The sequence below is a fragment of the Pseudomonas sp. 9Ag genome, from assembly GCF_902506445.1.
GTDB lineage: Bacteria > Pseudomonadota > Gammaproteobacteria > Pseudomonadales > Pseudomonadaceae > Stutzerimonas > Stutzerimonas stutzeri_AB.
Genome location: NZ_LR733836.1, coordinates 4,461,113 through 4,484,358, shown reverse-complemented (window position 1 = coordinate 4,484,358; position 23,246 = coordinate 4,461,113). Strand labels below are relative to the sequence as shown.

21 protein-coding genes are annotated in these 23,246 nt (G+C 62.4%); 14 read left to right on the top strand and 7 right to left on the bottom strand.

Translation table 11 applies throughout. The annotated features are described in order from the left end of the window. The first annotated feature begins 29 nt into the window (after positions 1-29). The 3 genes from ALTERO38_RS20585 to ALTERO38_RS20575 are packed head-to-tail and all read left to right on the top strand — an operon-like array spanning position 30 to position 4,973. Complete coding sequence (locus ALTERO38_RS20585; protein WP_159969537.1) at positions 30-1,106, top strand: HlyD family secretion protein; 1,077 nt, start codon at positions 30-32, stop codon at positions 1,104-1,106. Beyond that, entirely contained in the window at positions 1,103-3,844 is a 2,742-nt protein-coding gene (gene rbbA / locus ALTERO38_RS20580) for a ribosome-associated ATPase/putative transporter RbbA (protein WP_159969536.1), read from the top strand. The genes ALTERO38_RS20585 and rbbA overlap by 4 nt, the downstream gene beginning before the upstream one ends. A 1-nt stretch (position 3,845) precedes the next feature. Further along, positions 3,846-4,973, top strand: coding sequence for an ABC transporter permease (locus tag ALTERO38_RS20575; RefSeq protein WP_159969535.1), 1,128 nt, complete (start codon positions 3,846-3,848; stop codon positions 4,971-4,973). On the opposite strand, the gene ALTERO38_RS20570 is transcribed toward ALTERO38_RS20575, so the two are convergent. Beyond that, a complete protein-coding gene (locus ALTERO38_RS20570) occupies positions 4,970-5,269 on the bottom strand; it encodes a hypothetical protein (RefSeq protein WP_159969534.1) in 300 nt (99 codons plus the stop codon). The genes ALTERO38_RS20575 and ALTERO38_RS20570 overlap by 4 nt on opposite strands. Positions 5,270-5,601: 332 nt before the next feature. Between ALTERO38_RS20570 and rfbB the strand changes: the two genes are divergently transcribed. From rfbB to dctM, 9 genes are all read left to right on the top strand, one after another. Beyond that, complete coding sequence (rfbB, locus tag ALTERO38_RS20565; protein WP_159969533.1) at positions 5,602-6,672, top strand: dTDP-glucose 4,6-dehydratase; 1,071 nt, start codon at positions 5,602-5,604, stop codon at positions 6,670-6,672. Further along, the gene (gene rfbA / locus ALTERO38_RS20560) at positions 6,669-7,541 is read left to right on the top strand and encodes a glucose-1-phosphate thymidylyltransferase RfbA (protein ID WP_148925644.1); all 873 of its coding nucleotides are present in this window, start codon (positions 6,669-6,671) and stop codon (positions 7,539-7,541) included. Before rfbB ends, rfbA begins: the two co-directional genes overlap by 4 nt. Continuing rightward, positions 7,538-8,083: a dTDP-4-dehydrorhamnose 3,5-epimerase gene (gene rfbC / locus ALTERO38_RS20555; RefSeq protein ID WP_159969532.1), complete on the top strand. Its 546-nt coding sequence runs from the start codon at positions 7,538-7,540 to the stop codon at positions 8,081-8,083. The genes rfbA and rfbC overlap by 4 nt, the downstream gene beginning before the upstream one ends. Beyond that, entirely contained in the window at positions 8,080-8,991 is a 912-nt protein-coding gene (gene rfbD, locus ALTERO38_RS20550) for a dTDP-4-dehydrorhamnose reductase (protein ID WP_159969531.1), read from the top strand. The genes rfbC and rfbD overlap by 4 nt, the downstream gene beginning before the upstream one ends. Positions 8,992-9,104: 113 nt before the next feature. Then, entirely contained in the window at positions 9,105-10,904 is a 1,800-nt protein-coding gene (locus ALTERO38_RS20545) for an ATP-binding protein (RefSeq protein WP_159969530.1), read from the top strand. A gap of 1 nt (position 10,905) precedes the next feature. Beyond that, positions 10,906-12,297: a sigma-54 dependent transcriptional regulator gene (locus ALTERO38_RS20540; RefSeq protein ID WP_159969529.1), complete on the top strand. Its 1,392-nt coding sequence runs from the start codon at positions 10,906-10,908 to the stop codon at positions 12,295-12,297. A 380-nt stretch (positions 12,298-12,677) separates the two neighbouring features. Next, the gene (gene dctP, locus ALTERO38_RS20535; protein WP_159969528.1) at positions 12,678-13,673 is read left to right on the top strand and encodes a C4-dicarboxylate TRAP substrate-binding protein DctP; all 996 of its coding nucleotides are present in this window, start codon (positions 12,678-12,680) and stop codon (positions 13,671-13,673) included. 239 nt (positions 13,674-13,912) lie between these two features. Next, complete coding sequence (locus ALTERO38_RS20530; protein ID WP_159969527.1) at positions 13,913-14,539, top strand: TRAP transporter small permease; 627 nt, start codon at positions 13,913-13,915, stop codon at positions 14,537-14,539. Next, on the top strand, positions 14,540-15,820 hold the full coding sequence (gene dctM / locus ALTERO38_RS20525) for a C4-dicarboxylate TRAP transporter large permease protein DctM (protein WP_102836455.1): 1,281 nt from the start codon (positions 14,540-14,542) through the stop codon (positions 15,818-15,820). A 60-nt stretch (positions 15,821-15,880) separates the two neighbouring features. Here dctM and ALTERO38_RS20520 read toward each other — a convergent pair whose 3' ends face one another. After that, the gene (locus ALTERO38_RS20520; RefSeq protein WP_102836454.1) at positions 15,881-16,489 is read right to left on the bottom strand and encodes a 2OG-Fe(II) oxygenase; all 609 of its coding nucleotides are present in this window, start codon (positions 16,487-16,489) and stop codon (positions 15,881-15,883) included. Between the two features lie 107 nt (positions 16,490-16,596). Here ALTERO38_RS20520 and ALTERO38_RS20515 point away from each other — a divergent pair, with 107 nt between their 5' ends. Next, positions 16,597-17,349, top strand: coding sequence for a hypothetical protein (locus ALTERO38_RS20515; protein ID WP_102836453.1), 753 nt, complete (start codon positions 16,597-16,599; stop codon positions 17,347-17,349). 25 nt (positions 17,350-17,374) lie between these two features. Here the strand turns inward: ALTERO38_RS20515 and ALTERO38_RS20510 are convergent, their stop codons facing one another. Then, positions 17,375-18,313 carry an alpha/beta hydrolase gene (locus ALTERO38_RS20510; protein WP_159969526.1) on the bottom strand — a complete coding sequence of 313 codons (939 nt, stop codon included), beginning with the start codon at positions 18,311-18,313 and terminating at the stop codon, positions 17,375-17,377. An 86-nt stretch (positions 18,314-18,399) separates the two neighbouring features. Here ALTERO38_RS20510 and ALTERO38_RS20505 point away from each other — a divergent pair, with 86 nt between their 5' ends. Further along, on the top strand, positions 18,400-19,017 hold the full coding sequence (locus ALTERO38_RS20505) for a DUF6436 domain-containing protein (RefSeq protein WP_159969525.1): 618 nt from the start codon (positions 18,400-18,402) through the stop codon (positions 19,015-19,017). 12 nt (positions 19,018-19,029) lie between these two features. Here the strand turns inward: ALTERO38_RS20505 and ALTERO38_RS20500 are convergent, their stop codons facing one another. From ALTERO38_RS20500 to ALTERO38_RS20485, 4 genes are all read right to left on the bottom strand, one after another. Then, positions 19,030-19,932 carry an ABC transporter permease subunit gene (locus ALTERO38_RS20500; RefSeq protein WP_102836450.1) on the bottom strand — a complete coding sequence of 301 codons (903 nt, stop codon included), beginning with the start codon at positions 19,930-19,932 and terminating at the stop codon, positions 19,030-19,032. Further along, a complete protein-coding gene (locus tag ALTERO38_RS20495) occupies positions 19,929-20,825 on the bottom strand; it encodes an ABC transporter permease subunit (protein WP_019340812.1) in 897 nt (298 codons plus the stop codon). Before ALTERO38_RS20495 ends, ALTERO38_RS20500 begins: the two co-directional genes overlap by 4 nt. Further along, positions 20,822-21,973, bottom strand: a complete 1,152-nt coding sequence (gene potA, locus ALTERO38_RS20490) for a polyamine ABC transporter ATP-binding protein (protein ID WP_102836448.1) — start codon at positions 21,971-21,973, stop codon at positions 20,822-20,824. Before potA ends, ALTERO38_RS20495 begins: the two co-directional genes overlap by 4 nt. A gap of 105 nt (positions 21,974-22,078) precedes the next feature. Then, positions 22,079-23,164 carry a polyamine ABC transporter substrate-binding protein gene (locus tag ALTERO38_RS20485; RefSeq protein ID WP_102836447.1) on the bottom strand — a complete coding sequence of 362 codons (1,086 nt, stop codon included), beginning with the start codon at positions 23,162-23,164 and terminating at the stop codon, positions 22,079-22,081. Between the last annotated feature and the right edge of the window lie 82 nt (positions 23,165-23,246).

The following is a 23,246-nucleotide window of genomic DNA, read 5'->3' as shown; positions in this document are numbered from 1 at the left end:
TCCGCACATTTAACAGCCGGAGCAGAGTCATGAGTCAGCCACGTACCCGAGCCACCCTCAAGGTGCTTGCGGCCGTCGCCGTGATTGCCGTCATCGGCGCGCTGCTGTGGAGCGAACTGCGCCCCAGCGGTCTCGGCGAAGGTTTCGCCAGCGGTAACGGCCGTATCGAAGCGACCGAAATCGATGTCGCCACCAAGAGCCCCGGCCGGGTACTGGAGATCCTCGCGGACGAGGGCGATTTCGTCCAACCGGACCAGGTGCTGGCCCGTATGGATACCGATGTACTCCAGGCGCAATTGAACCAGGCGCGTGCGCAGGTCCGCCAGGGCGAGAATGCCATCCTTACCGCAGAGGCCATGGTCGCCCAGCGCGAAAGCGAACGCGCCACCGCCGAAGCCGTGGTGACCCAGCGCCGCGCCGAACTGACCGCGGCCCAGAAGCGCCACCAACGTACCGAAACCCTGGTCGCACGCAACGCCATGGCGCGACAGCAACTCGACGATGACCTGGCCGCAATGCAAAGCGCCCAGGCGGCGCTGGCCGCCGCACGTTCACAGGTGATATCTGCCGACGCCGGCATTGCCGCCGCAAGATCCCAGGTGGTCGAGGCACGATCAGCTGTCGAGGCGGCGCAGGCTGGCGTCGAGCGCCTGCAAGCGGACATTCGTGACAGCGAATTGAAGAGCGACCGGGTGGCTCGCGTGCAATACCGGGTGGCGCAACCCGGTGAAGTCCTTGGCGCGGGGGGCAAGCTGCTCAACCTGGTCGACCTGACCGACGTCTACATGACCTTCTTTCTTCCTGAACGTCAGGCCGGCCGCGTGGCCATCGGCGCCGAGGTACGCCTGGTGATCGACGCCGCTCCGCAGTATGTGATCCCGGCCAAGGTCAGCTATGTGGCCAGCGTGGCGCAGTTCACACCGAAGACGGTGGAAACCGAAAGCGAGCGCGAAAAGCTGATGTTCCGGGTCAAGGCACGTATCGATCCTGAACTGCTCAAGCGCCACATGGAGCAGGTGAAGACCGGCCTGCCGGGCATGGCCTATCTGAAACTCGACGCTGACAGCGAGTGGCCCGCCGACCTGCAGATCAATGTCACGCCATGAGCGAGCCGCTCGATTCAGTGGTGCAGGTGGCGGGTGTCAGCCTGCAGTATGGCAAGACGCGTGCGCTGGATGAGCTGACGCTGAGTTTGCCCGCGCGATGCATGGTCGGCCTGATCGGCCCCGATGGCGTAGGCAAGTCCAGCCTGCTGGCGTTAATTTCCGGGGCGCGCAAGCTTCAGCAAGGCACGCTACAGGTGCTCGGCGGTGACATCGCTGATGCGGGCCACCGGCGCAGGGTCTGCCCGCGCATCGCCTACATGCCTCAGGGCCTGGGCAAGAATCTTTATCCAACACTGACTGTGCACGAAAACCTCGAGTTTTTTGGTCGCCTGTTCGGCCAGGCAACCGAGGAGCGCCGCTGGCGCATTGCCGAACTGACGCGCAGCACAGGTCTCGCGCCCTTCCTCGAACGACCGGCGGGCAAACTCTCCGGCGGCATGAAGCAGAAGCTGGGCCTCTGCTGCGCACTGATCCACGACCCCGACCTGTTGATCCTCGACGAGCCCACGACCGGCGTCGATCCGCTGTCACGCGCGCAGTTCTGGGAATTGATCGAACGCATCCGCCACGAGCGCCCGCAGATGAGCGTGCTGGTGGCCACTGCCTACATGGACGAGGCGCAGCGCTTCGATCAGCTGGTAGCGATGGATGCCGGCCGCGTACTGGCCACCGGCACACCGGCCGAGCTGCTGGCGAGCACTGGCAGCGACTCGCTGGAACAAGCCTTTATCCGCCTGCTGCCGGAAGCCAAGCGCAGTCAACATCGTGAACTGGTCATCCCGCCGCAGCCGCACAGCGAAAGCATTGCCATCGAGGCCCATGGGCTGACCATGCGCTTCGGCGATTTCGTCGCGGTGGATCAGGTCAATTTCCGCATTGCCCGCGGTGAAATCTTCGGCTTTCTCGGCTCTAACGGCTGCGGCAAGACCACCACCATGAAAATGCTCACCGGTCTGCTGCCAGCCAGCGAGGGCGAGGCGCTGCTGTTCGGCAAGCCGGTGGACCCGCATGACATGCAGACCCGCCAGCGGGTCGGCTACATGTCCCAGGCGTTTTCGCTGTACAGCGAGCTGACCGTGCGGCAGAACCTCGACCTGCACGCAAGGCTGTTCCACCTGCCGGCCGAACGGCGTGGCCCGCGCGTGCAGGAGATGCTCACGCGCTTCGACCTCAGCGGCGAGGCCGGCAGCCTGCCCAGTCGCTTGCCGCTGGGTGTGCGTCAGCGCCTGTCGCTGGCGGTGGCCGTGATCCACAACCCGGAAATCCTGATTCTCGACGAACCCACTTCTGGCGTCGATCCGGTGGCCCGCGACGGCTTCTGGGAGTTGCTGGTGCAGCTGTCACGGGAAGACGGCGTGACCATCTTCATCTCCACCCACTTCATGAACGAAGCGCTGCGCTGCGACCGCATTTCGTTGATGCACGCCGGCCGGGTGCTCGACAGCGACACACCACAGGCGCTGATGGCCAAGCGCGGCCTGCCGACCCTTGAAGAGACGTTTATCGCCTACCTGCAAGAAGCCGCTGCCGCCAACGTTGCCGGGCAGCTAGAAGCCGCGCCAGCCGCTACGCATGGCCCGATCGACGCGACCAGCACCAGCGTCCGCCAGGCCCGTTTCAGCCTGCGTCGGCTGCTCAGCTACACCCGCCGCGAGGCCATGGAACTGCGCCGCGACCCGATCCGCGCAACGCTGGCGATGCTCGGCAGCGTGCTGCTGATGTTCATCATGGGTTACGGGGTCAGTTTCGACGTGGAAGACCTGACCTACGCGGTACTCGACGGGGACCAGACCACCACCAGTCAGCGCTACCTGCAGAACATCGCCGGCTCGCGCTACTTTCTGGAGAAGCCGGCGTTGGCCGGCCATACCGACCTGGATGCACGCCTGCGCAGCGGCGAGATCAGCCTGGCGGTGGAAATTCCGCCCAATTTCGGCCGCGACCTCAAACGCGGGGCCGTGCCTGAAGTTGCATTCTGGATCGATGGCGCCATGCCCATGCGCGCCGACACCATCAAGGGTTACGTGCAAGGGATTCATCTGACCTACCTGCAACAACTGGCCCGCGAAGCCGGCGTGGACGGACAACTGGCGCCAGCCGACGTTGCCATCCGCTATCGCTACAACCCCGACGTGCAAAGCCTGCCGGCCATGGCGCCGGCGATGATCCCGCTGCTCTTGATGATGATTCCGGCGATGCTGACCGCCCTAGGCGTGGTGCGCGAGAAAGAGCTGGGGTCGATCACCAATTTCTACGTCACCCCGACCACCCGCCTGGAATTCCTGCTCGGCAAGCAGCTGCCCTACATCGCCCTGGGCATGTTCAACTTCGCCACCCTGGCGTTGCTGGCGGTGTTTGTCTTCGGCATTCCAATCAAGGGCAGCATCCTCACCCTCTGCCTTGGCGCCCTGCTCTACGTGGCCTGCGCCACCGGGCTGGGCCTGTTGATGTCCTCGATCCTGAACAGCCAGATCGCGGCGATTTTTGGCACCACCATCGTTACCCTGCTGCCAGCCATCCAGTTTTCCGGGCTGATCCATCCGACCTCGGCCATGGAGGGCGCCGGCGCCTTTATCGGCAAACTCTATCCCACCACCCATTTTCTGATCATAAGCCGCGGGGTGTTTTCCAAAGCACTGGGCCTGGCCGACCTGTACCCCTATTTCATTCCGATGCTACTGGCGATTCCGCTGCTGACCCTGCTCAGCGTCGCCGGCCTGCGCAAGCAGGAGCGCTAGCATGGCAAGCATTCGGCGCAAGCTCAGCAACATCATCCAGCTCGGCCTCAAGGAGCTGCGCAGCCTCTACCGCGATCCGGCGATGCTGGTGCTGATCATCTATTCGTTCACCCTGGCCATCTATGAAGGCGCCACCGCCGTGCCCGAGGCGCCACACCGCGCCAGCATTGCCGTGGTCGACGAGGATCGCTCTCAGGCCTCGCTGCGTATCGTCAACGCCTTCCAGCTGCCCTACTTCATCGAGCCCAAGGCCATCACCCTGCAGCAGATGGACAGCGGCATGGATGCCGGCCTCTACACCTTTACCCTGAACATTCCACCAGGCTTCCAGGCAGACTTGCTGGCTGGCCGCCAGCCGACGCTCCAGCTCAATGTGGACGCCACCCAGGTCAGCCAGGCGTTCACGGGCGCCGGGCATATCCAGCAGATCATCGCCAGCGAGACCGCCGAGTTCGTCCGCCACTACCGCAGCGGCGATGCCCTGCCGGTCACGGCAGTGGTGCGCACGGCATTCAACCTCAACCTGAATCGGGCCTGGTTCGGTGCAGTGAATGAGGTGATCAACCAGATCACCATGCTGGCGATCATCCTCACCGGCGCTGCGCTGATCCGAGAGCGTGAACACGGCACCATCGAGCACCTCCTGGTGATGCCGGTGACGCCCGTCGAGATCATGGTGGGCAAGGTCTGGGCGATGGGGCTGGTAGTGCTGGTTGCCGCGGCGTTCGCCCTGCGCATCGTGGTAGAGGGCTGGCTCGATATTCCAATTCAGGGCTCGCTTTTGCTGTTCGCCGGCGGAGCCGCGCTGCACCTGTTTGCCGCGACATCCATGGGCATTTTCTTCGGCACGGTGGCGCGCTCGATGCCGCAACTGGGGCTGCTGGTGATCCTCACGCTGATCCCGTTGCAGATCCTCTCCGGTGGGGTGACCCCGCGCGAGAGCATGCCCACGCTGATCCAGAACATCATGCTGGCGGCGCCAACCACCCATTTCGTCGAACTGGCGCAGGCCATTCTCTTCCGCGGTGCAGGCGTCTCGGTCATCTGGCCACAACTGCTGGCGCTGCTGGCAATTGGCGCGGTGTTCTTTTTCGGGGCGTTGTCGCGGCTGCGGCAGTCGTTGCGTTAGCGGTCGTTGCCGCCGGACTGGTTGCTCTCGGGCGAAGGTTGCAGTTCGACCTCGAGAATCGAACCACCCGCAGCGTGCTCGAACCCGGTCAGCGCGCTGACCAATCGCAGCTGATGATCAAAGCTCGATTGGATCTGCGCCACCCGCGACACCATACGGCGGCTGGCGATGCGCACAGCAGGGTCTTCGCTGGCCATCATCTCGAACGAATGGGTGGCCAGAGCGTCGCTCAGTTGCGACAGGCTGCGTGCGGTCAGGCTCAAAAACTCGGCCAATTGCTTGTTACAAGTGTGCATTCCATTGCCACCAATAATTGATATCGCCATGATCTTACTGCATTTCTGCCACTTGCCAGCACCAGCGCTCTGGTCGAATCGCTACAGCGTCTGGACAGACCCCGGACAATCTCGCGTCAGCCAGGGCAATTCGGTGAGAAAAATAGGCTACGCGGCCCGTCACGGCGGGCAGGGCTCTGGCCAGCGGTTTGCCGGAACAACGCGGACCGGCACATTCACACCCGTTCATGGCTCACAGCCGTGAGCGGGAATTTTTGTATTTTCGGCGGGTCTATCCTGCCGACATGCCAAGAGCCTGTAGCTCTGTAGCGCGCCAAGGAAGCCACTCAATCATGCGCATTCTCGTAACCGGCGGAGCCGGATTCATCGGCTCTGCTCTGATCCGCCATCTGATCCAAGACACCGGGCACAGCGTCCTCAATCTGGACAAGCTGACCTACGCCGGCAATCTCGAGTCGTTGGCAGAAGTCCACAGCAGCGACCGCTATCAATTCCTTCAAGCCGATATCGCCGATCGCGAACGTGTCAGTGAAGCGCTGCTGGAATTCCAGCCGGATGCCATCATGCACCTGGCCGCCGAATCCCATGTCGACCGCTCGATCGACGGCCCGGCAGAATTTATCCAGACCAACATCGTCGGCACCTATCAGCTGCTCGAAGCGGCCCGTGCCTACTGGCAGACGCTGCCGGTCGAACGTCGCGAAGCGTTCCGCTTCCACCACATCTCTACCGACGAGGTGTACGGCGACCTGCACGGCGTCGATGACCTGTTCACCGAAACCACGCCCTATGCGCCGAGCTCGCCTTATTCCGCGAGCAAGGCCTCTTCGGATCACTTGGTCCGGGCCTGGCAGCGTACCTATGGGCTGCCGGTGCTGATCACCAACTGCTCGAACAACTACGGGCCCTATCACTTCCCCGAGAAACTGATCCCACTGGTGATCCTCAACGCGCTGGATGGAAAGCCTCTGCCGGTCTACGGCAACGGCACCCAGGTCCGCGACTGGCTGTTCGTCGAAGACCATGCCCGCGCCCTGTTCAAGGTGGTCAGCGAAGGCCAGGTTGGGGAGACCTACAATATTGGTGGCCACAACGAACAGAAGAACATCGACGTGGTGCGCGGCATCTGCGCCCTGCTCGAAGAACTGGCACCGGGGAAACCAGAAGGTCTTGAGCGTTTCGAGGACCTGATCACCTTCGTCAAGGATCGGCCAGGCCACGACCTGCGCTACGCCATCGATGCCAGCAAGATCGAGCGCGAGCTGGGCTGGGTCCCGCAGGAAACCTTCGAGACCGGCCTGCGCAAGACCGTGCAGTGGTACCTGAGCAACCTCGAATGGTGCCGTCGCGTTCAGGACGGCAGCTATCAACGTGAGCGCCTCGGCGCGCTGGAGAACGCATGAAAGGAATCATCCTCGCCGGGGGCTCCGGCACCCGTCTGCACCCCATCACCCTGGGCGTATCCAAGCAGCTGCTGCCGATCTACGACAAGCCGATGGCCTATTACCCGATCTCGGTGCTGATGCTGGCCGGGATTCGCGACATCCTGCTGATTTCCACCCCGCAGGACCTGCCCCAGTACCGCAACCTGCTGGGCGACGGCAGCCAGTTCGGCATCAGCATCAGCTATGCCGAACAGCCCTCTCCTGACGGTCTGGCCCAAGCCTTCCTGATTGGTGAAGAATTCATCGGCGATGACTCGGTGTGTCTGATCCTCGGCGACAACATTTTCCATGGCCAGCACTTCACCGAGAAACTGCAGCGCGCCTCAGCGCAGGAAAAAGGCGCCACGGTATTCGGCTATTGGGTCAAGGATCCGGAGCGCTTCGGCGTGATCGATTTCGACGAGACCGGCAAGGCGCTGTCCATCGAGGAAAAGCCAGCCAAGCCGAAGTCCAGCTACGCCGTGACCGGTCTGTACTTCTATGACAACGACGTGGTCGAGATAGCCAAGTCGATCAAGCCCTCGCCACGCGGCGAGCTGGAGATCACCGACGTCAACAATGCCTACCTCAAGCGCGGCGACCTGAATGTCGAGCGCTTCGGTCGCGGTTTCGCCTGGCTCGACACCGGCACCCACGACAGCCTGCTGGAAGCCTCGCAGTACGTGCAGACCATCGAGCACCGCCAGGGCCTGAAAGTCGCCTGCCTGGAAGAGATCGCCTATCAGCACAAATGGATCGACCGCGAACAGCTGCTGCAGCGCGCCGATGCCCTGGGCAAGACCGGCTATGGCCAGTACCTGTTCAAGTTGGCAGGTGAAGACGCATGAAGGTCGTCGAAACCGCCATTCCCGACGTGTTGATCATCGAACCGAAGGTCTTCGGCGACGAGCGGGGGTTCTTTTACGAAAGCTTCAACGCCGCAGCTTTCGAGGCCGCGACAGGCCTCAAGCGCAGCTTCGTTCAGGATAATCATTCCAAGTCCCAGCGCGGCGTGCTGCGCGGGCTGCACTACCAGATCCAGCAGCCCCAGGGGAAACTGGTACGCGTCGTGGCGGGCGAAGTGTTCGACGTCGCGGTTGACCTGCGCCGCAGTTCGCCAAGCTTCGGTCGCTGGGTTGGTGTCCATCTAAGCGCGCAGAACCAGCGCCAGCTGTGGATCCCGGAAGGCTTTGCCCACGGTTTCGTGGTGCTCAGCGAGAGCGCCGAGTTTCTCTACAAGACCACCGACTACTACGCGCCAGCCCACGAGCGCTCGCTGCTCTGGAATGACCCGCAGATCGGCATCGATTGGCCGTTCACCGAGCCGCCCCAGCTTTCCCAGAAAGATATCGACGGCAAGGTACTCAGCGAAGCGGAGCTGTTTGCATGAAAATCCTCATCACCGGTAGCGCGGGGCAACTGTCTCGGGAGCTGCAACTGGCGTTGGCCGGTGAAGGGAAAGTCCTCGCGCTGGGTCACAAGCTGCTGGACCTGGCCGAACCGACACAGATCCGTCGACAGGTTCGTCTGCTACGCCCCGATCTGATCGTCAACGCAGCCGCGTATACGGCAGTGGACTCGGCGCAAGGCGACCGCGAGCGAGCCTTCGCCGTAAACGCTACCGGCCCGGGTGTGCTCGCCGAGGAAGCGGCAGCCCTGGGTGTACCGCTGATCCACTACTCCACCGACTATGTTTTCGACGGCAGCAAGACCGAGCCCTACCGGGAAGAGGATTTGCCAGCTCCGTTGAGCGTATACGGGGCGAGCAAGCTGGCCGGTGAGCAGGCGATTCAGGCTGTAGGCGGCGATCACCTGATCCTGCGCACTAGCTGGGTGTACTCGCTGCATGGACGCAACTTTCTGCTGACCATGCAGCGCCTGCTACAGGAGCGCGACGCGCTGTCGGTGGTCGATGATGAAGTCGGTGCGCCAACCTGGGCAGGCACTATCGCGCAAGTCACCGCGGAGATCGTACGAAAGCGACGTTCTGGTAGCGGTGGGCCCGGCGGGCTTTATCATCTGACCGCCAGCGGCGAGACGTCCTGGTACGGCTTCGCCTGTCATATCGCTCAGCACCTGCAGAACCAGGGCCGGCTGCGCGCAAGGGTCGAGCCGATCCTGTCTGCCGACTACCCCACGGCAGCTCAGCGCCCGCTCAACTCACGCCTCAACTGCGCACGCCTGCAGCACGACTGGCAGATTAGCTTGCCGCACTGGGAAACCGCCCTGCAGCAGTGCCTTGGCGATATGGCCCATGCCCGGGAAGAGCACGCCGTTCCTGCTGCGCAAAGCGTCTGATAGCACCGAGAGGCTGGCGTACGCCGGTAGAGTTGACTGCACCGCTCAACCAGCCGCAAGCCCCAAAGCTGGCCGGACGTGCATAATGGCGCCCGAACCACAGGCGCATCTGCATGACCTTACCCGATTCCCCCCGCCGCCCTCGCTGGCGCAACCTGGCCGTGGTTGCACTGTTGCTGGCGCCGCTACTCTGGCCCCTGCAACAGCTGGCCAAAAGTTATTACAGCAACGAGCTGATCGAGCAGAACCGCCAGACGCTCGATCTCTACGTCGCCAACCTGCTCGGCTCGTTGCGCCGTTACGAAGTGCTGCCGCGCATCCTTGGTGATCTGCCGACCCTGCGCACGGCGCTGCGCCAGCCTGACAACCCGGCTGCCAAGGACCAGGCCAACCGCCTGCTGAATCAGCTGCGCAAGGAAACCGGCGCCGACGTCATCTATCTGATGGCCCCCGACGGCAACACGCTGGCGGCATCGAACTGGAACGAAGAAGACAGCTTCGTCAGTCGAAACTTCGCCTTCAGACCCTATTTCAGAGAGGCCATGGCCGGAGAGCTGGGCCGCTTCTTCGGCCTCGGCACCACTTCGGGCAAGCGCGGTTACTATTTCGGGGCTGCGGTCCGTGACGGTGACGAAGTCCTCGGCGTGCTGGTGGTCAAGGTGGATCTGGACCATACCGAAACGCTCTGGGGCAGCACGCCCGAGCAACTGATGGTGACCGACAGTTTCGGCGTGGTGATCCTTACCTCGAAACCGGAATGGCGGTTTCGCGCCAGCCGCGCGCTCGATATTGAAGAGCGCGAGCAGATCGCGTCTGAACGTCCCTACCCCACGCTCAAACCTCGGGATCTGACGCTCGATATCGATACCTGGCTGATCCAGAGCCGCGAACTCAAGGAAACCGGTTGGACGGTGCGCATCCTGGCACCGATCAGCCTGGTCGAGCGCCCCGTGCAGACGGTCGTCGCTATCGGCGCGGCCACCCTCGCCGCGCTCTTGCTGTTGCTTGGCCTGCTGATGCAGCGGCGCCGTCATTATCTCGAGCGCATCGCCCTGGATGCCAAGGCGCGCCAGCAGCTTGAGCGACGTGTACAGGAGCGGACCTACGATCTGGAAGCGCTGAACAGCCGGCTCAAGGAAGAAGTGCTGGAGCGCGAGCAGGCCCAGCAAGAGCTGGTCCGTGCCCAGGACGAGCTGCTTCAGGCCGGCAAACTCTCGGCGCTTGGCACCATGTCCGCCAGCATCAGCCACGAACTCAACCAGCCGCTCGGGGCGATTCGCAGCTATGCGGAAAACGCAGGCGTCCTGCTCGACCAGCAGCGAAACGACGAGGCTCGCGATAATCTGCGCCTGATCAGCGAGCTGACAGCGCGCATGGCCTCGATCATTGCTCATCTGCGCGCCTTTGCTCGACGCGACCGTCATGCACCGGAGCGGGTCGCGCTGCAGCCGGCGCTGGACGACGCGCTGGCGTTGCTGGCCAAGCGGCGCCAGGCCATGGGCGTCGAACTGATTCGCGACCTGCCGGACGCCACGCTCTGGGTACAGGCCGGCGAGACGCGCCTGCGGCAGATCATCTCCAACCTCTTGAGCAACGCGCTGGACGCCCTGGTCGAACGCCCGCCGGTGAGGCGCATCTGGCTGCGCGCCGAGCGCCAGGGCGAGGGTGTGCTGCTGACCTTGCGCGATAACGGACCGGGCTTTTCCGACGAGGCAATGAAACGTGCTCGCGAGCCCTTCTTTACCACCAAGACCAGCGCTCAGGGGCTGGGTTTGGGACTGGCCATCTGCGATACCCTGGCCCGCGCCCTGGACGGTGAACTGATACTGGCCAACCATCCAGAGGGCGGTGCGCAGATCAGTCTCCATCTGCATTGCGCCGACCCCGGCGTTGCCTTTCCGAGCGAGGACTAGCATGACCCACCCGATCGACCCGCAGACTCAGGTCATCCTGGTCGATGACGATCCCCATCTGCGTAAGGCGCTGAGCCAGACCCTCGATCTCGCCGGGCTCAAGGTGCTCAGTCTGAGTGATGCGCGCGGTTTGCCGGGCATGTTGCCCCAGGACTGGGGCGGCGTGGTGGTCAGCGACATCCGCATGCCCGGTATCGACGGCCTGGAGCTGCAACAACAACTGCACGCAATCGACCGCGAACTACCGGTTCTGTTGATTACCGGCCATGGTGATATCCAGCTGGCGGTTCAAGCCATGCGGGCCGGGGCCTATGACTTTCTCGAGAAGCCCTTCCCCAGCGAGGCGCTGCTCGACAGCGTGCGCCGCGCCCTCGCCCTGCGCCAACTGGTTCTCGACAACCGCAGCCTGCGGCTGGCACTGGCCGACCGTCAGCAGCTGTCGACCCGGCTGCTCGGCCAGTCATCGGCCATGCAACGTCTTCGTGAGCAGATCGGCGCGCTCGCAGGGACCCAGGCCGACGTGCTGATCCTTGGCGAAACCGGCGCAGGCAAAGAGGTCGTAGCGCGCGCGCTGCACGACCTTTCCAGCCGTCGCAACGGGCCGTTCGTGGCAATCAATGCCGGGGCACTGGCCGAGTCGGTGGTTGAAAGCGAGCTGTTCGGACATGAAGCCGGCGCTTTTACCGGCGCGCAGAAACGCCGCATCGGCAAGTTCGAGTTTGCCAACGGCGGCACCTTGTTTCTCGACGAGATCGAGAGCATGAGCCTGGACGTTCAGGTAAAACTGCTGCGCATGCTGCAGGAACGCATCGTCGAGCGCCTCGGCGGCAATCAGTCGATCCCGTTGGACATCCGGGTGATCGCTGCGACCAAGGAAGATCTGCGCCAGGCCGCCGACCAGGGGCGCTTCCGCGCCGATCTCTATTACCGTCTGAACGTCGCCCTTCTGCGTATCCCGCCGCTGCGCGAACGCAGCGAAGACTTGCTGTTCCTGTTCCAGCATTTTGCCGAAACCGCCGCCAACCGCCACGCCCTGCCAATCCGTGAGCTGCGCCCTGAGCAGCGGGCGCAGCTGCTTCGGCATGCCTGGCCGGGCAACGTGCGTGAGCTGCAGAACACCGCCGAACGTTTCGCGCTCGGGCTTGATTTGGGCCTCGATGATCACGCTCGCGCTGCTGACGTCAGCGGCGCTGGCGCAGCCAACGGGCTTGGTGAGCAGGTGGACGCGTTCGAACGCGCCCTGATCGCGGCCGAACTGGCGCGGCCCCATGGCTCCTTGCGCAGTGTTGCCGAGGCTCTGGGGCTGCCGCGTAAGACCTTGCACGACAAACTGCGTAAGCATGGCCTGGTGTTCAACGATGCTGGCGGAACCCCGCCCGACGAGGGCGAATAGCTGGCGGTTTTCCGCCAACCCAAGCTGTGATCACGCTAGTCCACCTTCATTGCCTGCCGACATGTCGCCGGCCCGTGTTTTTTTGCTGTAGCCCGGCACGTCGCCCATGGCGCATGTATCCGTATAGAACCTGCAGGCTAGAGCGGCCTAGCTGAGAAATACTCGTCAGTATTTTGCCATCATACGAGTAAACTCCCGCGGCACGGGAGACCGCTGCCATTTTTGGCACAGCACTTGCTCCCGCTAATCTATGGATCGGCAAGCCGGGCCGTCGTGCGGCGCAACGATGTAATCAATTACGCCTAGACTTGTCTTGCTGGTTTCAGCCGAGCGCCCTTTCCCAATGCGGGTGCTCATTCACAACAAGAGGAAACACAACAATGTTCAAGCTGACTGCTACTGCGCTCGCCTGTGCTCTGTCCCTCGGTATGGCAAGCCTGGCCCAGGCCGCCGACCCGATCCTGATCAAGTTCTCCCACGTGGTTGCCGAGAACACCCCGAAAGGTCAGGGTGCCATCATGTTCAAGAAGCTCGTTGAAGAGCGTCTGCCCGGCAAGGTGGAAGTTCAGGTTTACCCGAACTCGTCCCTGTTCGGCGATGGCAAGGAAATGGAAGCACTGCTGCTGGGCGACGTACAGCTGATCGCGCCGTCGCTGGCGAAGTTCGAGCATTACTCCAAGGGCGTTCAGGTGTTCGACCTGCCGTTCCTGTTCGACGACATCCAGGCGGTTGACCGCTTCCAGCAGAGCGATGCCGGCCAGAAGCTGCTGAGCTCGATGGAAGACAAGAACATTACCGGCCTGGCCTACTGGCACAACGGCATGAAGCAGCTGTCTGCCAACAAGGAACTGCGTGAGCCGAAAGACGCCCGCGGCCTGAAGTTCCGTGTACAGGCTTCCGCCGTACTGGACGAGCAGTTCAAGGCCCTGCGCGCCAACCCGCGCAAGATGAGCTTCGCCGAGGTCTACCAGGGCCTGCAGACGGGCGTGGTCAACGGTGCCGAGAACCCCTACTCGAACATCTACTCGCAGAAGATGCACGAAGTGCAGAAGCACATCACCGAGTCCGACCACGGTCTGCTCGACTACATGCTGATCACCAACACCAAGTTCTGGGACGGTCTGCCTGAAGACGTGCGTTCCGAGCTGGACGAGATCATCGACGAGGTCACCGTTGAGGTGAACAAGCAGGCCGATGACCTGAACCAGAAAGCCAAGCAGGACATCCTGGCTGCTGGCACCACCGAAATCCTCGTCCTGACGCCGGAAGAGCGTGCCAAGTGGCGCGAAGCCATGAAGCCCGTTTGGAGCAAGTTCGAGAATGACATCGGTGCTGACCTGATCAAGGCCGCCGAAGAAGCCAACAAGGCTCAGTAAGCCTTGCCGGAGGGCAGCCACAAGCTGCCCTCCGCGTCCCGAATAGAGCAATACCAGCGATATCGACAGACCAGTGAAAAGACAACGCAGTCAGGCAACATCAACGGCGCGGCGATCCCGAGCCAGAGGCCTGTAAAACAAGAGTTTTTCATTGTTCTGTCACCCGGTCACCCGACCGGCCCATGGCGCACGTTCTGTACGCCCACCGAAACAATGCAATCCATCAGGAGATGTCATCCATGAACGCCCTCTGGCGCGTCTGGGACCACTTCGAAGAAGCGTTTATCGCCTTCCTTCTGGCCGCCATGACATTGGTGACCTTCGTTTACGTGGTCTTGAACAACCTCTACACCGTGTTCTACAGCCTCGGCGATCGCTATGAAGGCGCAAGCGATCTGTTCTTCGCCATGGGTGACTTCACCATCGGTCTGGCGCAAGAGATGACCTGGAGCACGGCACTGACCAAGGCGCTGTTCGCCTGGCTGATCTTCTCCGGCCTGGCATACGGTGTGCGTACCGCTGGCCACATCGGCATCGATGCGCTGGTCAAACTGGCGCCGCGCCACGTCCAGCGCTACATCGGCTTTGTGGCCTGCCTGTTCTGCCTCGGCTATGCAGGCTTGCTGGCGTTTGCCAGCTTCAATTGGATCTCGGCGCTGTTCACCGCAGACATCGGCGCCGAAGACCTCGGTCATTTCGGGGTCAAGCAATGGCACATCGGCATGATCGTGCCGATTGGATTCGCCATGGTGTTCATCCGTTTCGCCGAAATCTTCGTGCGCATCCTGCGCAACGAGCAAACCGGCCTTGGCCTGGCTGACGAAGCCGCCGAAGCTGCGAAACTGGGTGCAGAGGAGCCGAAGTAAATGACTATCCTGTTCCTCTTTGTTGCGCTCTTCGCGCTGATGTTCATCGGCGTGCCGGTGGCCGTTTCCCTCGGTCTGGCCGGCTCGCTGACCATCCTGCTGTTCAGCCCGGATTCGGTCACCTCGCTGGCGATCAAGCTGTTCGAGACGTCCGAGCACTACACCCTGCTGGCGATCCCGTTCTTCCTGCTGGCCGGCGCGTTCATGACCACCGGTGGCGTCGCCAAGCGGCTCATCGACTTCGCCAATGCCAGCGTCGGCCATATCCGCGGCGGCCTGGCCATCGCAGCCGTACTGGCCTGCATGCTGTTCGCCGCCCTGTCCGGTTCGTCGCCAGCCACGGTTGCTGCGGTCGGCTCCATCGCGATTGCCGGCATGGTCCGCTCGGGCTACCCCCAGGCATTCGGCGCAGGCATCGTCTGTAACGCCGGTACGCTGGGCATCCTGATCCCGCCATCGATCGTCATGGTGGTGTACGCCGCCGCGACTGAAACCTCCGTGGGCAAGCTGTTCATGGCCGGTGTCGTGCCGGGCCTGATGCTGGGTCTCGGGCTGATGGTGGCGATCTACATCATTGCCGTGAAAAAGAACCTGCCTGCGCTGCCGCGGGCGACCTTCCGCGAGTGGCTGTCCGCCGCACGCAAGGCGGTCTGGGGCCTGCTGCTGATGGTGATCATCCTTGGCGGCATCTACTCGGGCATGTTCACCCCGACCGAAGCGGCTGCGGTGGCGGCGGTGTACTCGGCGTTCGTCGCGCTGTTCGTCTACAAGGACCTGACGCTTCGCGACTGCCCCAAGGTGCTGCTGGAGTCGGGCAAGCTGTCGATCATGCTGATGTTCATCATCGCCAACGCCATGCTGTTTGCGCACGTGCTGACGACTGAGCAGATCCCGCAGCAGATCACTGCCATGGTGCTCGAGGCCGGCCTGCAGCCGTGGATGTTCCTGCTTGTAGTGAACATCGTTCTGCTGGTAGCCGGTGCCTTCATGGAACCGTCGGCCATCATCCTGATCCTGGCACCGATCCTGTTCCCGATCGCCATAGAGCTGGGCATCGACCCGATTCACCTGGGCATCATCATGGTAGTGAACATGGAAATCGGCCTGATCACACCACCGGTGGGGTTGAACCTGTTTGTCGCCTCGGCCGTTACGGGTATGCCAGTGACTCAGGTGATCCGTGCCGTGATGCCGTGGCTCGCGCTGCTGCTGAGCTTCCTGATGATTATCACTTACGTGCCGTCGATCTCCCTGGCGCTGCCAAACCTGCTTGGCATGTAACGCACATCGGTCAAACCGTTCCCTTTAGCCCGGCTCGCGCCGGGCTTTTTTTGCGCTGCACTACAGCGCGAGCACATCCGCAGGACGCCGGCGAAACCAGCCTGTCAGCGAAAGGCGGTCGGTATGGGTGACCAAGACTTCGTGAGGGAAGTCACCTGACAGGAAAACCAGCAAATCGCCCGCAAGCGGCGGGATGTCGCGCTGAGAACCGTCAGCGAAATGCATGCGCAGCTCGCCACCATCAGCCGGATGCCAATCCGGGTTGAGGTAGACCACCGCAGTAACGCAGCGGCTGTCGTCATCGCGGAAGCGATCCAGATGCGTCTGATAGAAGGCGCCCGGCGGATACAGGGCGAAATGGCATTCAAACTCTTCCAGGCCGAGAAACAGCGTTTGGTTCATGCGCTGTCGAAGCCCATCCATCAGCTCCAGATAGCGGTCACATAAAGGCGACTGGCCCGGCTCAATCCATTGAATCTGGTCGCCACGGATGCCTTCGCGAATGGTCAGCGCGTCGCCGCGGCCGATGCCCGCCGGGGCCAGAGCGCCCTGTGCCTCACGCTTGCGGCACTCTGCTGCCAAACCGAGGGTCAGATCGTCTGACAGGAACGAATGACGAAGCGACCAGCCATGCTCGGCGAGGTCGTCAATGATGGGATCGAACTGCAAGGAAGAGACTCCGAAAGGATTGTTTCGGAGTCTAGCAGCAGCGCTTTCGCGCCTCGACAGCAGCCGTCAGGGCGCTGAAAATAAACTGCCCGCCAACAGGAGCTTCCATGCGCGCTTTAATCGCTTGTGTATTACTTGCCTTCAGCTGCAGCACCCTCGCAGACACCTACGACGAGCTGTACGAAACCGCCGGCTGGACCGAACAACGCGCCAATTTCAGCGATGCCCTGACGGCCGCTCAACAACGCTACAAGAACACTCTGCCGCCGGCCGTTTACCAAGCGCTGGTAACGAACAGCAACCGCCGTTTCGCGGTCAATGCTATCGATCAGCGGGCCAAGCAGGCGTTGCGCGACAACCTCGCCAATCCGCAACCAGCGCTGGATTTTTTCCAGTCGCCGCTAGGCCATAAGGTGGTCGCCGCCGAGACCCTGGCCGGCCGCCGCGAGCAGTTGGCTCGATATGAAAACGGCATCCCGCGCATCGAAGCCGGCAGCAACCGGCAGCTGCTGATCCGCCATCTGGCTCAGGCGATACCCGCCGCCGAAGCCGGGGCAGAGGTCAGTCTGGCATTGGCTGGCGTCGCGGCCGACAGCCTCAGCCAGATGATTCCGGGCCTGCTTGGCGGTGGCCAGGCGCAGGGGCTGCTGGAAAGCCAGCGCGAGCGTCTGCAGCAGCAGGTCGAGAGCGATCTGGACAACACGCTGCTGTACATCTATCGCGACCTCTCCGACGCCGAACTGGAGGAATTCGTCCAGTTCGCCCAGTCGGAAGTCGGACAGCGCTATTACAGCGCAGCCCTCCAGGCCCTGCGTGCCGGGCTCGCGGTCGGCGTGAGCGGCAACGAGACTCAGGCTTAAGCTTCCTTCCTGCCAGCGCGCCGACCTACTTCAAGCGTTCACTGAGAAACCCGAAGTATTCCCGGCGCAAGACTTCCTGCTCGTTGACCAGGTGATGCCGCGCCGCGGGCAGCCGAAGAATTTCCGGAGCGGCGAACTTGTCTTGCAGGACCGGCAGGTTGTGTTGCCAGTCGACCGTCATATCGGCCTCCCCCTGAACGATCAGCGGACTGTGCGGACTGGCGGGCGCGCCTTCGATACGCTGAATCCAGCGTGACAGCGCGCCCACCCAGGCAGTCGGCAAGATATCCGGCTGCAGCGGATCGCTGGACTGGATGAACTGGAGAAAGGCCGGATCGCCCGAGTTTTCACTGAAGCGCCGCGGGATCTGTTTGACGAAGCGCCGCATCACCTCATAGCTGAAGCGTGACCATCCCCAGGCCCGCGGCCGCACCAAGGGCGCCAGCAGAATGCTCTGCCCCAGCGCAGGGTGCACCGGCTGGCACAGCAGGTAATCCAGCACGATGGCCGCACCCGTGCTCTGGCCCAGCAGATGCCAGGGTTGCGGCAGCTCCATCGCAGCAGCTTCGTGCAACAGGCCCTGCAGCACCGCCTGGTATTCCTCGAACTCGTTGATACTGGCGCGTGGCCCGCTGGACAGTCCATGCCCCGGCAGGTCGCAGGCGAGCACGGCAAAGCCCATGCGCAACCCCCAATCCACCACGTGCCGGTACAGGCCCATGTGGTCGTAGTAACCGTGCAGCACCAGCAGCGTCGCCACCGGCTGTTCGGGATACCAGGCCTGAGCCACCACCTCATAACCGTGCACCTGAAAGCGTCCCAGGCGGCGCTGGATACCGCCGTGATGAGGCAGATCCAGCCCGTAATAGGCCTGATAGAAACGTGCCTCGGCGGTCAGCTCGGCGGCGTGGCGAAGCGGGCTTAATTGCGCGCGGAGTGCGTCGGGATTGATTCGCGAAGGCATGAGCGGTTTTCTTGCTAGGGGTAAACGGGATATTCAGCTCTGCCGCGCGACGTGGCAAGCTGGCACATCCATTCAAGAGCTCCGTCATGTCCGTACGCAACAAGTATCTGATCGCGGCACTCGTTGCCCTGCTCTGGGGTGGCGCCATGCTTGCCGCCTTCTGGTGGTTCGAAGCACGCTACCTGCGACCCTTCGAGACAGAGCGGGCCGAGCTGTTCTCCGGCGACCAGCTGGCATTGCCCGAGTCACTGAGCGGTCCCGGGCCGGTTCGTGTGGTGCATTTCTGGGATCCGGCCTGTCCCTGCAACGCTGGCAATCAGCAACACCTGGCCGAGCTGGTGCAACGCTTCGGTGGGCGGGGCGTCAGCTTTTACGCGCTGCAAAAGCCGGACAGCCAGGGCCGCTTGCCGGACCAGTTGGGCGGTCTGCAGGCGCTCGCTGATCTGCCGGGGGCCAGCAGCCTGCCTGCCAGTCCGGCAGTGGGGATCTGGGATGCCGGTGGACGGCTGATCTACATCGGCCCCTACAGCGAAGGGGCCGTGTGCAGCTCCGACAACAGTTTCATCGAGCCCATCCTCGAAGCGGTGCTGACTGGCCGCCAGGTCAAGGCGACGCACTCGCTCGCGGTGGGTTGTTTCTGTGACTGGGGGCCTTCGCCGGCGGCTGAAGCCGCCGCCAACCAGCGGTCAGCGGATAATCGCTGACCGCCAGCGCCGTCAGCTGTGCGCCGAGGGCGGCGTCATCACCTTGCGGCTGTCGATCACCTGACGCCAGGTCGGGTTGGCATGGCTGTCATCCATCGCCTGGCGCATCGCCCGCACACGGCGCTTTTCGGCGCGACGGCCGATGTACCAGGCAATGAAGGTCGCTAGCGACACCACCAGCAGGATCAGGCTGGCGACGGCGTTGATTTCAGGCTTCACACCCAGGCGCACCGCCGAGAAAATCTCCATTGGCAGCGTCGTTGCGCCTGGACCGGAGACAAAGCTGGCCAGAACCAGATCGTCCAGCGACAGGGCAAAGGACAGCATGCCGCCAGCCGCCAAGGACGGCGCAATCATCGGCATGGTGATCAGGAAGAACACCTTCCAGGGGCGCGCCCCCAGATCCATTGCGGCCTCCTCGATGGACTGATCCAGCTCGCGCAGACGCGCCATCACCACCACCGCCACATAGGCCGAGCAGAAGGTGGTGTGGGCGATCCAGATGGTGACGATGCCGCGCTGTGCAGGCCAGCCGACCAGCTGCGCCATGGCCACAAACAACAGCAGCAAGGACAGACCGGTGATCACCTCGGGCATCACCAGCGGCGCCGTGACCAGACCGCCGAACACGGTGCGGCCGCGGAAGTTGGGGATCCGCGTCAGCACGAAGGCGGCCATGGTGCCCAGTGCCACTGCGGCAATAGCGGTGTAGAAAGCGATCTCCAGCGAACGCATGACTGCGCCCATCAGCTGGGTATTGTCCAGCAACCCGGCATACCACTTCAGCGACCAGCCGCCCCACACCGTCACCAGCCGTGAGGCGTTGAAGGAGTAGATGACCAGGAGCACCATCGGCAGGTAGATGAACAACAACCCGAGCACCAGGATCAGGTTGGAAAAGCTGTAACGCTTCATAGCTTGCCCTCCAGTTCCTTGGTCTGGTTCCTGTTGAACAGAATGATCGGCACCAAGAGGATCGCCAGCATCACCACCGCCAGTGCAGACGCTACCGGCCAGTCGCGGTTATTGAAGAACTCCTGCCACAGCACCTTGCCGATCATCAGCGTCTCCGGTCCGCCGAGCAGCTCGGGGATGACGAACTCGCCCACCACCGGAATGAACACCAGCATGCAGCCGGCGATGATGCCGTTTTTGGATAGGGGCACCGTGATCTTCCAGAAACTGGTCAGGTTGCGCGCGCCGAGGTCGGACGCGGCCTCCAGCAGGCTAAGGTCGTGTTTCACCAGGTTGGCGTAGAGCGGCAGGATCATGAACGGCAGGTAGGAATACACCACGCCGATGTAGACGGCGAGGTCGGTGTTGAGGATGCGCAGCGGTTCGTCGATCAGGCCCAGGCCCTGCAACAGGCCGTTGAGAATACCGTTGCTGCTGAGGATGCCCATCCAGGCGTAGACGCGAATCAGGATCGCCGTCCAGGTCGGCATCATGATCAGCAGCAGCAGCACCGTCTGCAGGTCCTTGCGCGCCCGAGCGATGGCGTAGGCCATCGGATAGCCCACCAGCAGGCAAATCAGCGTGCTGAAAAACGCAATGCGCAGCGAACCGGCGTAGGCCGCCCAGTACAGATCGTCCTCGCTGAGGAAGACGTAGTTACCCAGGTTGATGATGATCTGCAGCTGCTGCTCGGCGTAGGCAAAAACTTCCGTGTAGGGCGGAATCGCCACATCGGCTTCGGCAAAGCTGATCTTCAGCACGATCACGAACGGCAGCAGGAAAAACAGCGCCAACCAGAGGAAGGGAACGCCGATGACCAGTCGACGCCCCGGGTTCAGGCGTGAGCGGCTCATGCCTGCAACACCACGCCGCTGTCGTCCCACCAATAGACGAACACCTGTTCCTCCCAGGTCGGCAGCTTCACGTGTCGCTCGGCGTTGGCCATGAACGCCTGCAGAATGCCGCCGGATGGCAGCTGGATGTAATAGACGGAGTGGCCGCCCAGATAGGCGATGTCGTAGACGACGCCCTTGGCCCAGTTGTAGCCGGGGCGCTGCAGGTCGGGCAGCTCGGTGCCGATGAGCAGCTTTTCCGGCCGTATGGCGTAGGTGATCTGCTTGTCCTGGGCCCGGGTGCTAATGCCGTGGCCGACGTAAATCGGATTGTCCAAGCCAGGACAGGCGATCACAGCATGGTCTTCCAGGTCCTCAATCAGCTCGCCGTCAAACAGATTGACGTTGCCGATGAACTCGCACACCAGGCGGCTCGCTGGCGTTTCGTAAATGTCCATCGGGCTGCCGACCTGGGCGATCCAACCGAGGTGCATGATCGCGATGCGCTCGGCCATGGTCATGGCCTCTTCCTGGTCGTGGGTCACCATCACGCAGGTCACTCCGACCCGCTCGATGATCTGGACCAGCTCCAGCTGCATCTGCGAGCGCAGCTTCTTGTCCAGCGCGCCCATGGGCTCATCGAGCAAAAGCAGCTTCGGCCGCTTGGCCAGCGAGCGGGCCAGCGCGACACGCTGACGCTGGCCGCCGGACAGCTGGTGCGGCTTGCGCTTGGCGTACTGGCTCATCTGCACCAGGGTGAGCATCTCGTCGACGCGGGTCTGCACCTCGCTCTTCGACAGTCCATCCTGCTTCAGGCCGAAGGCGATGTTCTGCGCCACGGTCATGTGCGGGAACAGCGCATAGGACTGGAACATCATGTTGATCGGCCGCTCGTAAGGCGGCATGTCAGTGATGTCCTGGCCGTCGAGAAATATCCGCCCTTCTGTGGGGCGCTCGAAACCGGCCAACATGCGCAGCAAGGTGGACTTACCCGAGCCGGACCCGCCGAGCAGGGCAAAGATTTCGCCTTGGTGAATGCTCAATGAGACATCATCGACCGCCACCGTTTCGTCGAACTTCTTGGTGACGCGGTCGATCTTCAGCAGCACCTGCTTGTTCTGGCTCTCACCGGTGAGAGCCTTTTTGTAGGCGCTGGAGGCAACGGCCATGCGCGAACTCCCGATTGGAATGATGGACCCGGACAACGCCGGGAAACGACATGTTGCAAGGACAGGACGGAAGACCAGCAGCGACTCCCGCCTTGCCCGGTGTGGCTATTGACCGGACTTGACCTTGGTCCAGGTACGGGTCATCAGGCGAATGATTTTCTGTGGCAGCTCGGCGGAGACGTACAGACGATCCAGCACCGCTTGTGGGGGATAGACCGACGGATCGTTACGCACCTCCTGATCCATCAGCTCGCCAGCCTTGAGATTGGGGTTGGCGTAGCCCACGTAATCGCTGACCGACGCGATCACCTCAGGCTCGAGCAGATAGTTGATGAAGGCATGGGCTTCCTCGACATTTTGCGCGTCGACCGGAATGGCCAGCATGTCGAACCAGAGATTGCCGCCCTCTTTAGGAATCGTATAAGCGATGTCGATGCCCTTGCCGGCTTCGTCGGCGCGCGCCGCCGCCTGGAAGATGTCTCCGGAGAAGCCTGCGGCTATGCAGATGTTGCCGTTCGCCAGGTCCGATATGTACTTGGATGAATGGAAATAGCGGACGTAGGGGCGGATTTCTAGCAGTTTCGCTTCAGCCTTGGCGTAATCGTCCGGGTCGGTGCTGTTGGGGTCCAGGCCGAGGTAGTTGAGCATCGCCGGGATCATTTCATCAGGCGAGTCGAGCAAGGCAATGCCGCAGCCGGCCAGCTTCTTGGCGTTCTCCGGCTCGAAAATTACCGCCCAGGAATCGACCTTCTCGATGCCCAGCGCAGCCGTGACCTTTTCTACGTTGTAGCCAATGCCATTGGTGCCCCATAGATAGGGCGCCGCATAGGCATTGCCCGGATCGTTCTTCTCGAGCTGCTTGAGCAGCGCGGGATCCAGGTGCTCCCAATTGGGCAGCTTGCTCTTGTCCAGTTTCTGGAAAGCGCCAGCGCGAATCTGTTTGCCGAGAAAGTGGTTCGAGGGCACCACCACGTCATAGCCGGTCCGGCCAGCGAGCAGTTTGCCCTCAAGGGTTTCGTTTGAATCGAACACGTCATAGACAGGCTTGATGCCGGTCTTTTCTTCGAATTCTTCCAGTGTTGTTTCGCCGATGTAATCGGACCAGTTGTAGATATGCACCGTGGCAGCCTGAGCGGATGCAGCACCGCTGACCGCAGCGGCTATAAGAAGCGACTTCAATGTCGAGCGCATGAGAGTGTCCTCTTGGTGCAGACCGCGCGATCAGTGGGCGAAAGGCGGGCTGTTTATTGGAAAAACCTCTAAAAATCAACTG

What these genes read in the sequence shown, in the direction of transcription:
- ALTERO38_RS20485 (WP_102836447.1), bottom strand. Translation starts at nt 23,164, where the DNA reads ATGCGCTCGACATTGAAGTCGCTTCTTATAGCCGCTGCGGTCAGCGGT.
- ALTERO38_RS20495 (WP_019340812.1), bottom strand. Translation starts at nt 20,825, where the DNA reads ATGAGCCGCTCACGCCTGAACCCGGGGCGTCGACTGGTCATCGGCGTT.
- potA (WP_102836448.1), bottom strand. Translation starts at nt 21,973, where the DNA reads ATGGCCGTTGCCTCCAGCGCCTACAAAAAGGCTCTCACCGGTGAGAGC.
- ALTERO38_RS20530 (WP_159969527.1), top strand. Translation starts at nt 13,913, where the DNA reads ATGAACGCCCTCTGGCGCGTCTGGGACCACTTCGAAGAAGCGTTTATC.
- ALTERO38_RS20570 (WP_159969534.1), bottom strand. Translation starts at nt 5,269, where the DNA reads ATGCACACTTGTAACAAGCAATTGGCCGAGTTTTTGAGCCTGACCGCA.
- ALTERO38_RS20575 (WP_159969535.1), top strand. Translation starts at nt 3,846, where the DNA reads ATGGCAAGCATTCGGCGCAAGCTCAGCAACATCATCCAGCTCGGCCTC.
- ALTERO38_RS20545 (WP_159969530.1), top strand. Translation starts at nt 9,105, where the DNA reads ATGACCTTACCCGATTCCCCCCGCCGCCCTCGCTGGCGCAACCTGGCC.
- ALTERO38_RS20515 (WP_102836453.1), top strand. Translation starts at nt 16,597, where the DNA reads ATGCGCGCTTTAATCGCTTGTGTATTACTTGCCTTCAGCTGCAGCACC.
- rfbC (WP_159969532.1), top strand. Translation starts at nt 7,538, where the DNA reads ATGAAGGTCGTCGAAACCGCCATTCCCGACGTGTTGATCATCGAACCG.
- ALTERO38_RS20510 (WP_159969526.1), bottom strand. Translation starts at nt 18,313, where the DNA reads ATGCCTTCGCGAATCAATCCCGACGCACTCCGCGCGCAATTAAGCCCG.
- ALTERO38_RS20585 (WP_159969537.1), top strand. Translation starts at nt 30, where the DNA reads ATGAGTCAGCCACGTACCCGAGCCACCCTCAAGGTGCTTGCGGCCGTC.
- rfbB (WP_159969533.1), top strand. Translation starts at nt 5,602, where the DNA reads ATGCGCATTCTCGTAACCGGCGGAGCCGGATTCATCGGCTCTGCTCTG.
- rfbD (WP_159969531.1), top strand. Translation starts at nt 8,080, where the DNA reads ATGAAAATCCTCATCACCGGTAGCGCGGGGCAACTGTCTCGGGAGCTG.
- rfbA (WP_148925644.1), top strand. Translation starts at nt 6,669, where the DNA reads ATGAAAGGAATCATCCTCGCCGGGGGCTCCGGCACCCGTCTGCACCCC.
- dctP (WP_159969528.1), top strand. Translation starts at nt 12,678, where the DNA reads ATGTTCAAGCTGACTGCTACTGCGCTCGCCTGTGCTCTGTCCCTCGGT.
- ALTERO38_RS20505 (WP_159969525.1), top strand. Translation starts at nt 18,400, where the DNA reads ATGTCCGTACGCAACAAGTATCTGATCGCGGCACTCGTTGCCCTGCTC.
- rbbA (WP_159969536.1), top strand. Translation starts at nt 1,103, where the DNA reads ATGAGCGAGCCGCTCGATTCAGTGGTGCAGGTGGCGGGTGTCAGCCTG.
- dctM (WP_102836455.1), top strand. Translation starts at nt 14,540, where the DNA reads ATGACTATCCTGTTCCTCTTTGTTGCGCTCTTCGCGCTGATGTTCATC.
- ALTERO38_RS20500 (WP_102836450.1), bottom strand. Translation starts at nt 19,932, where the DNA reads ATGAAGCGTTACAGCTTTTCCAACCTGATCCTGGTGCTCGGGTTGTTG.
- ALTERO38_RS20540 (WP_159969529.1), top strand. Translation starts at nt 10,906, where the DNA reads ATGACCCACCCGATCGACCCGCAGACTCAGGTCATCCTGGTCGATGAC.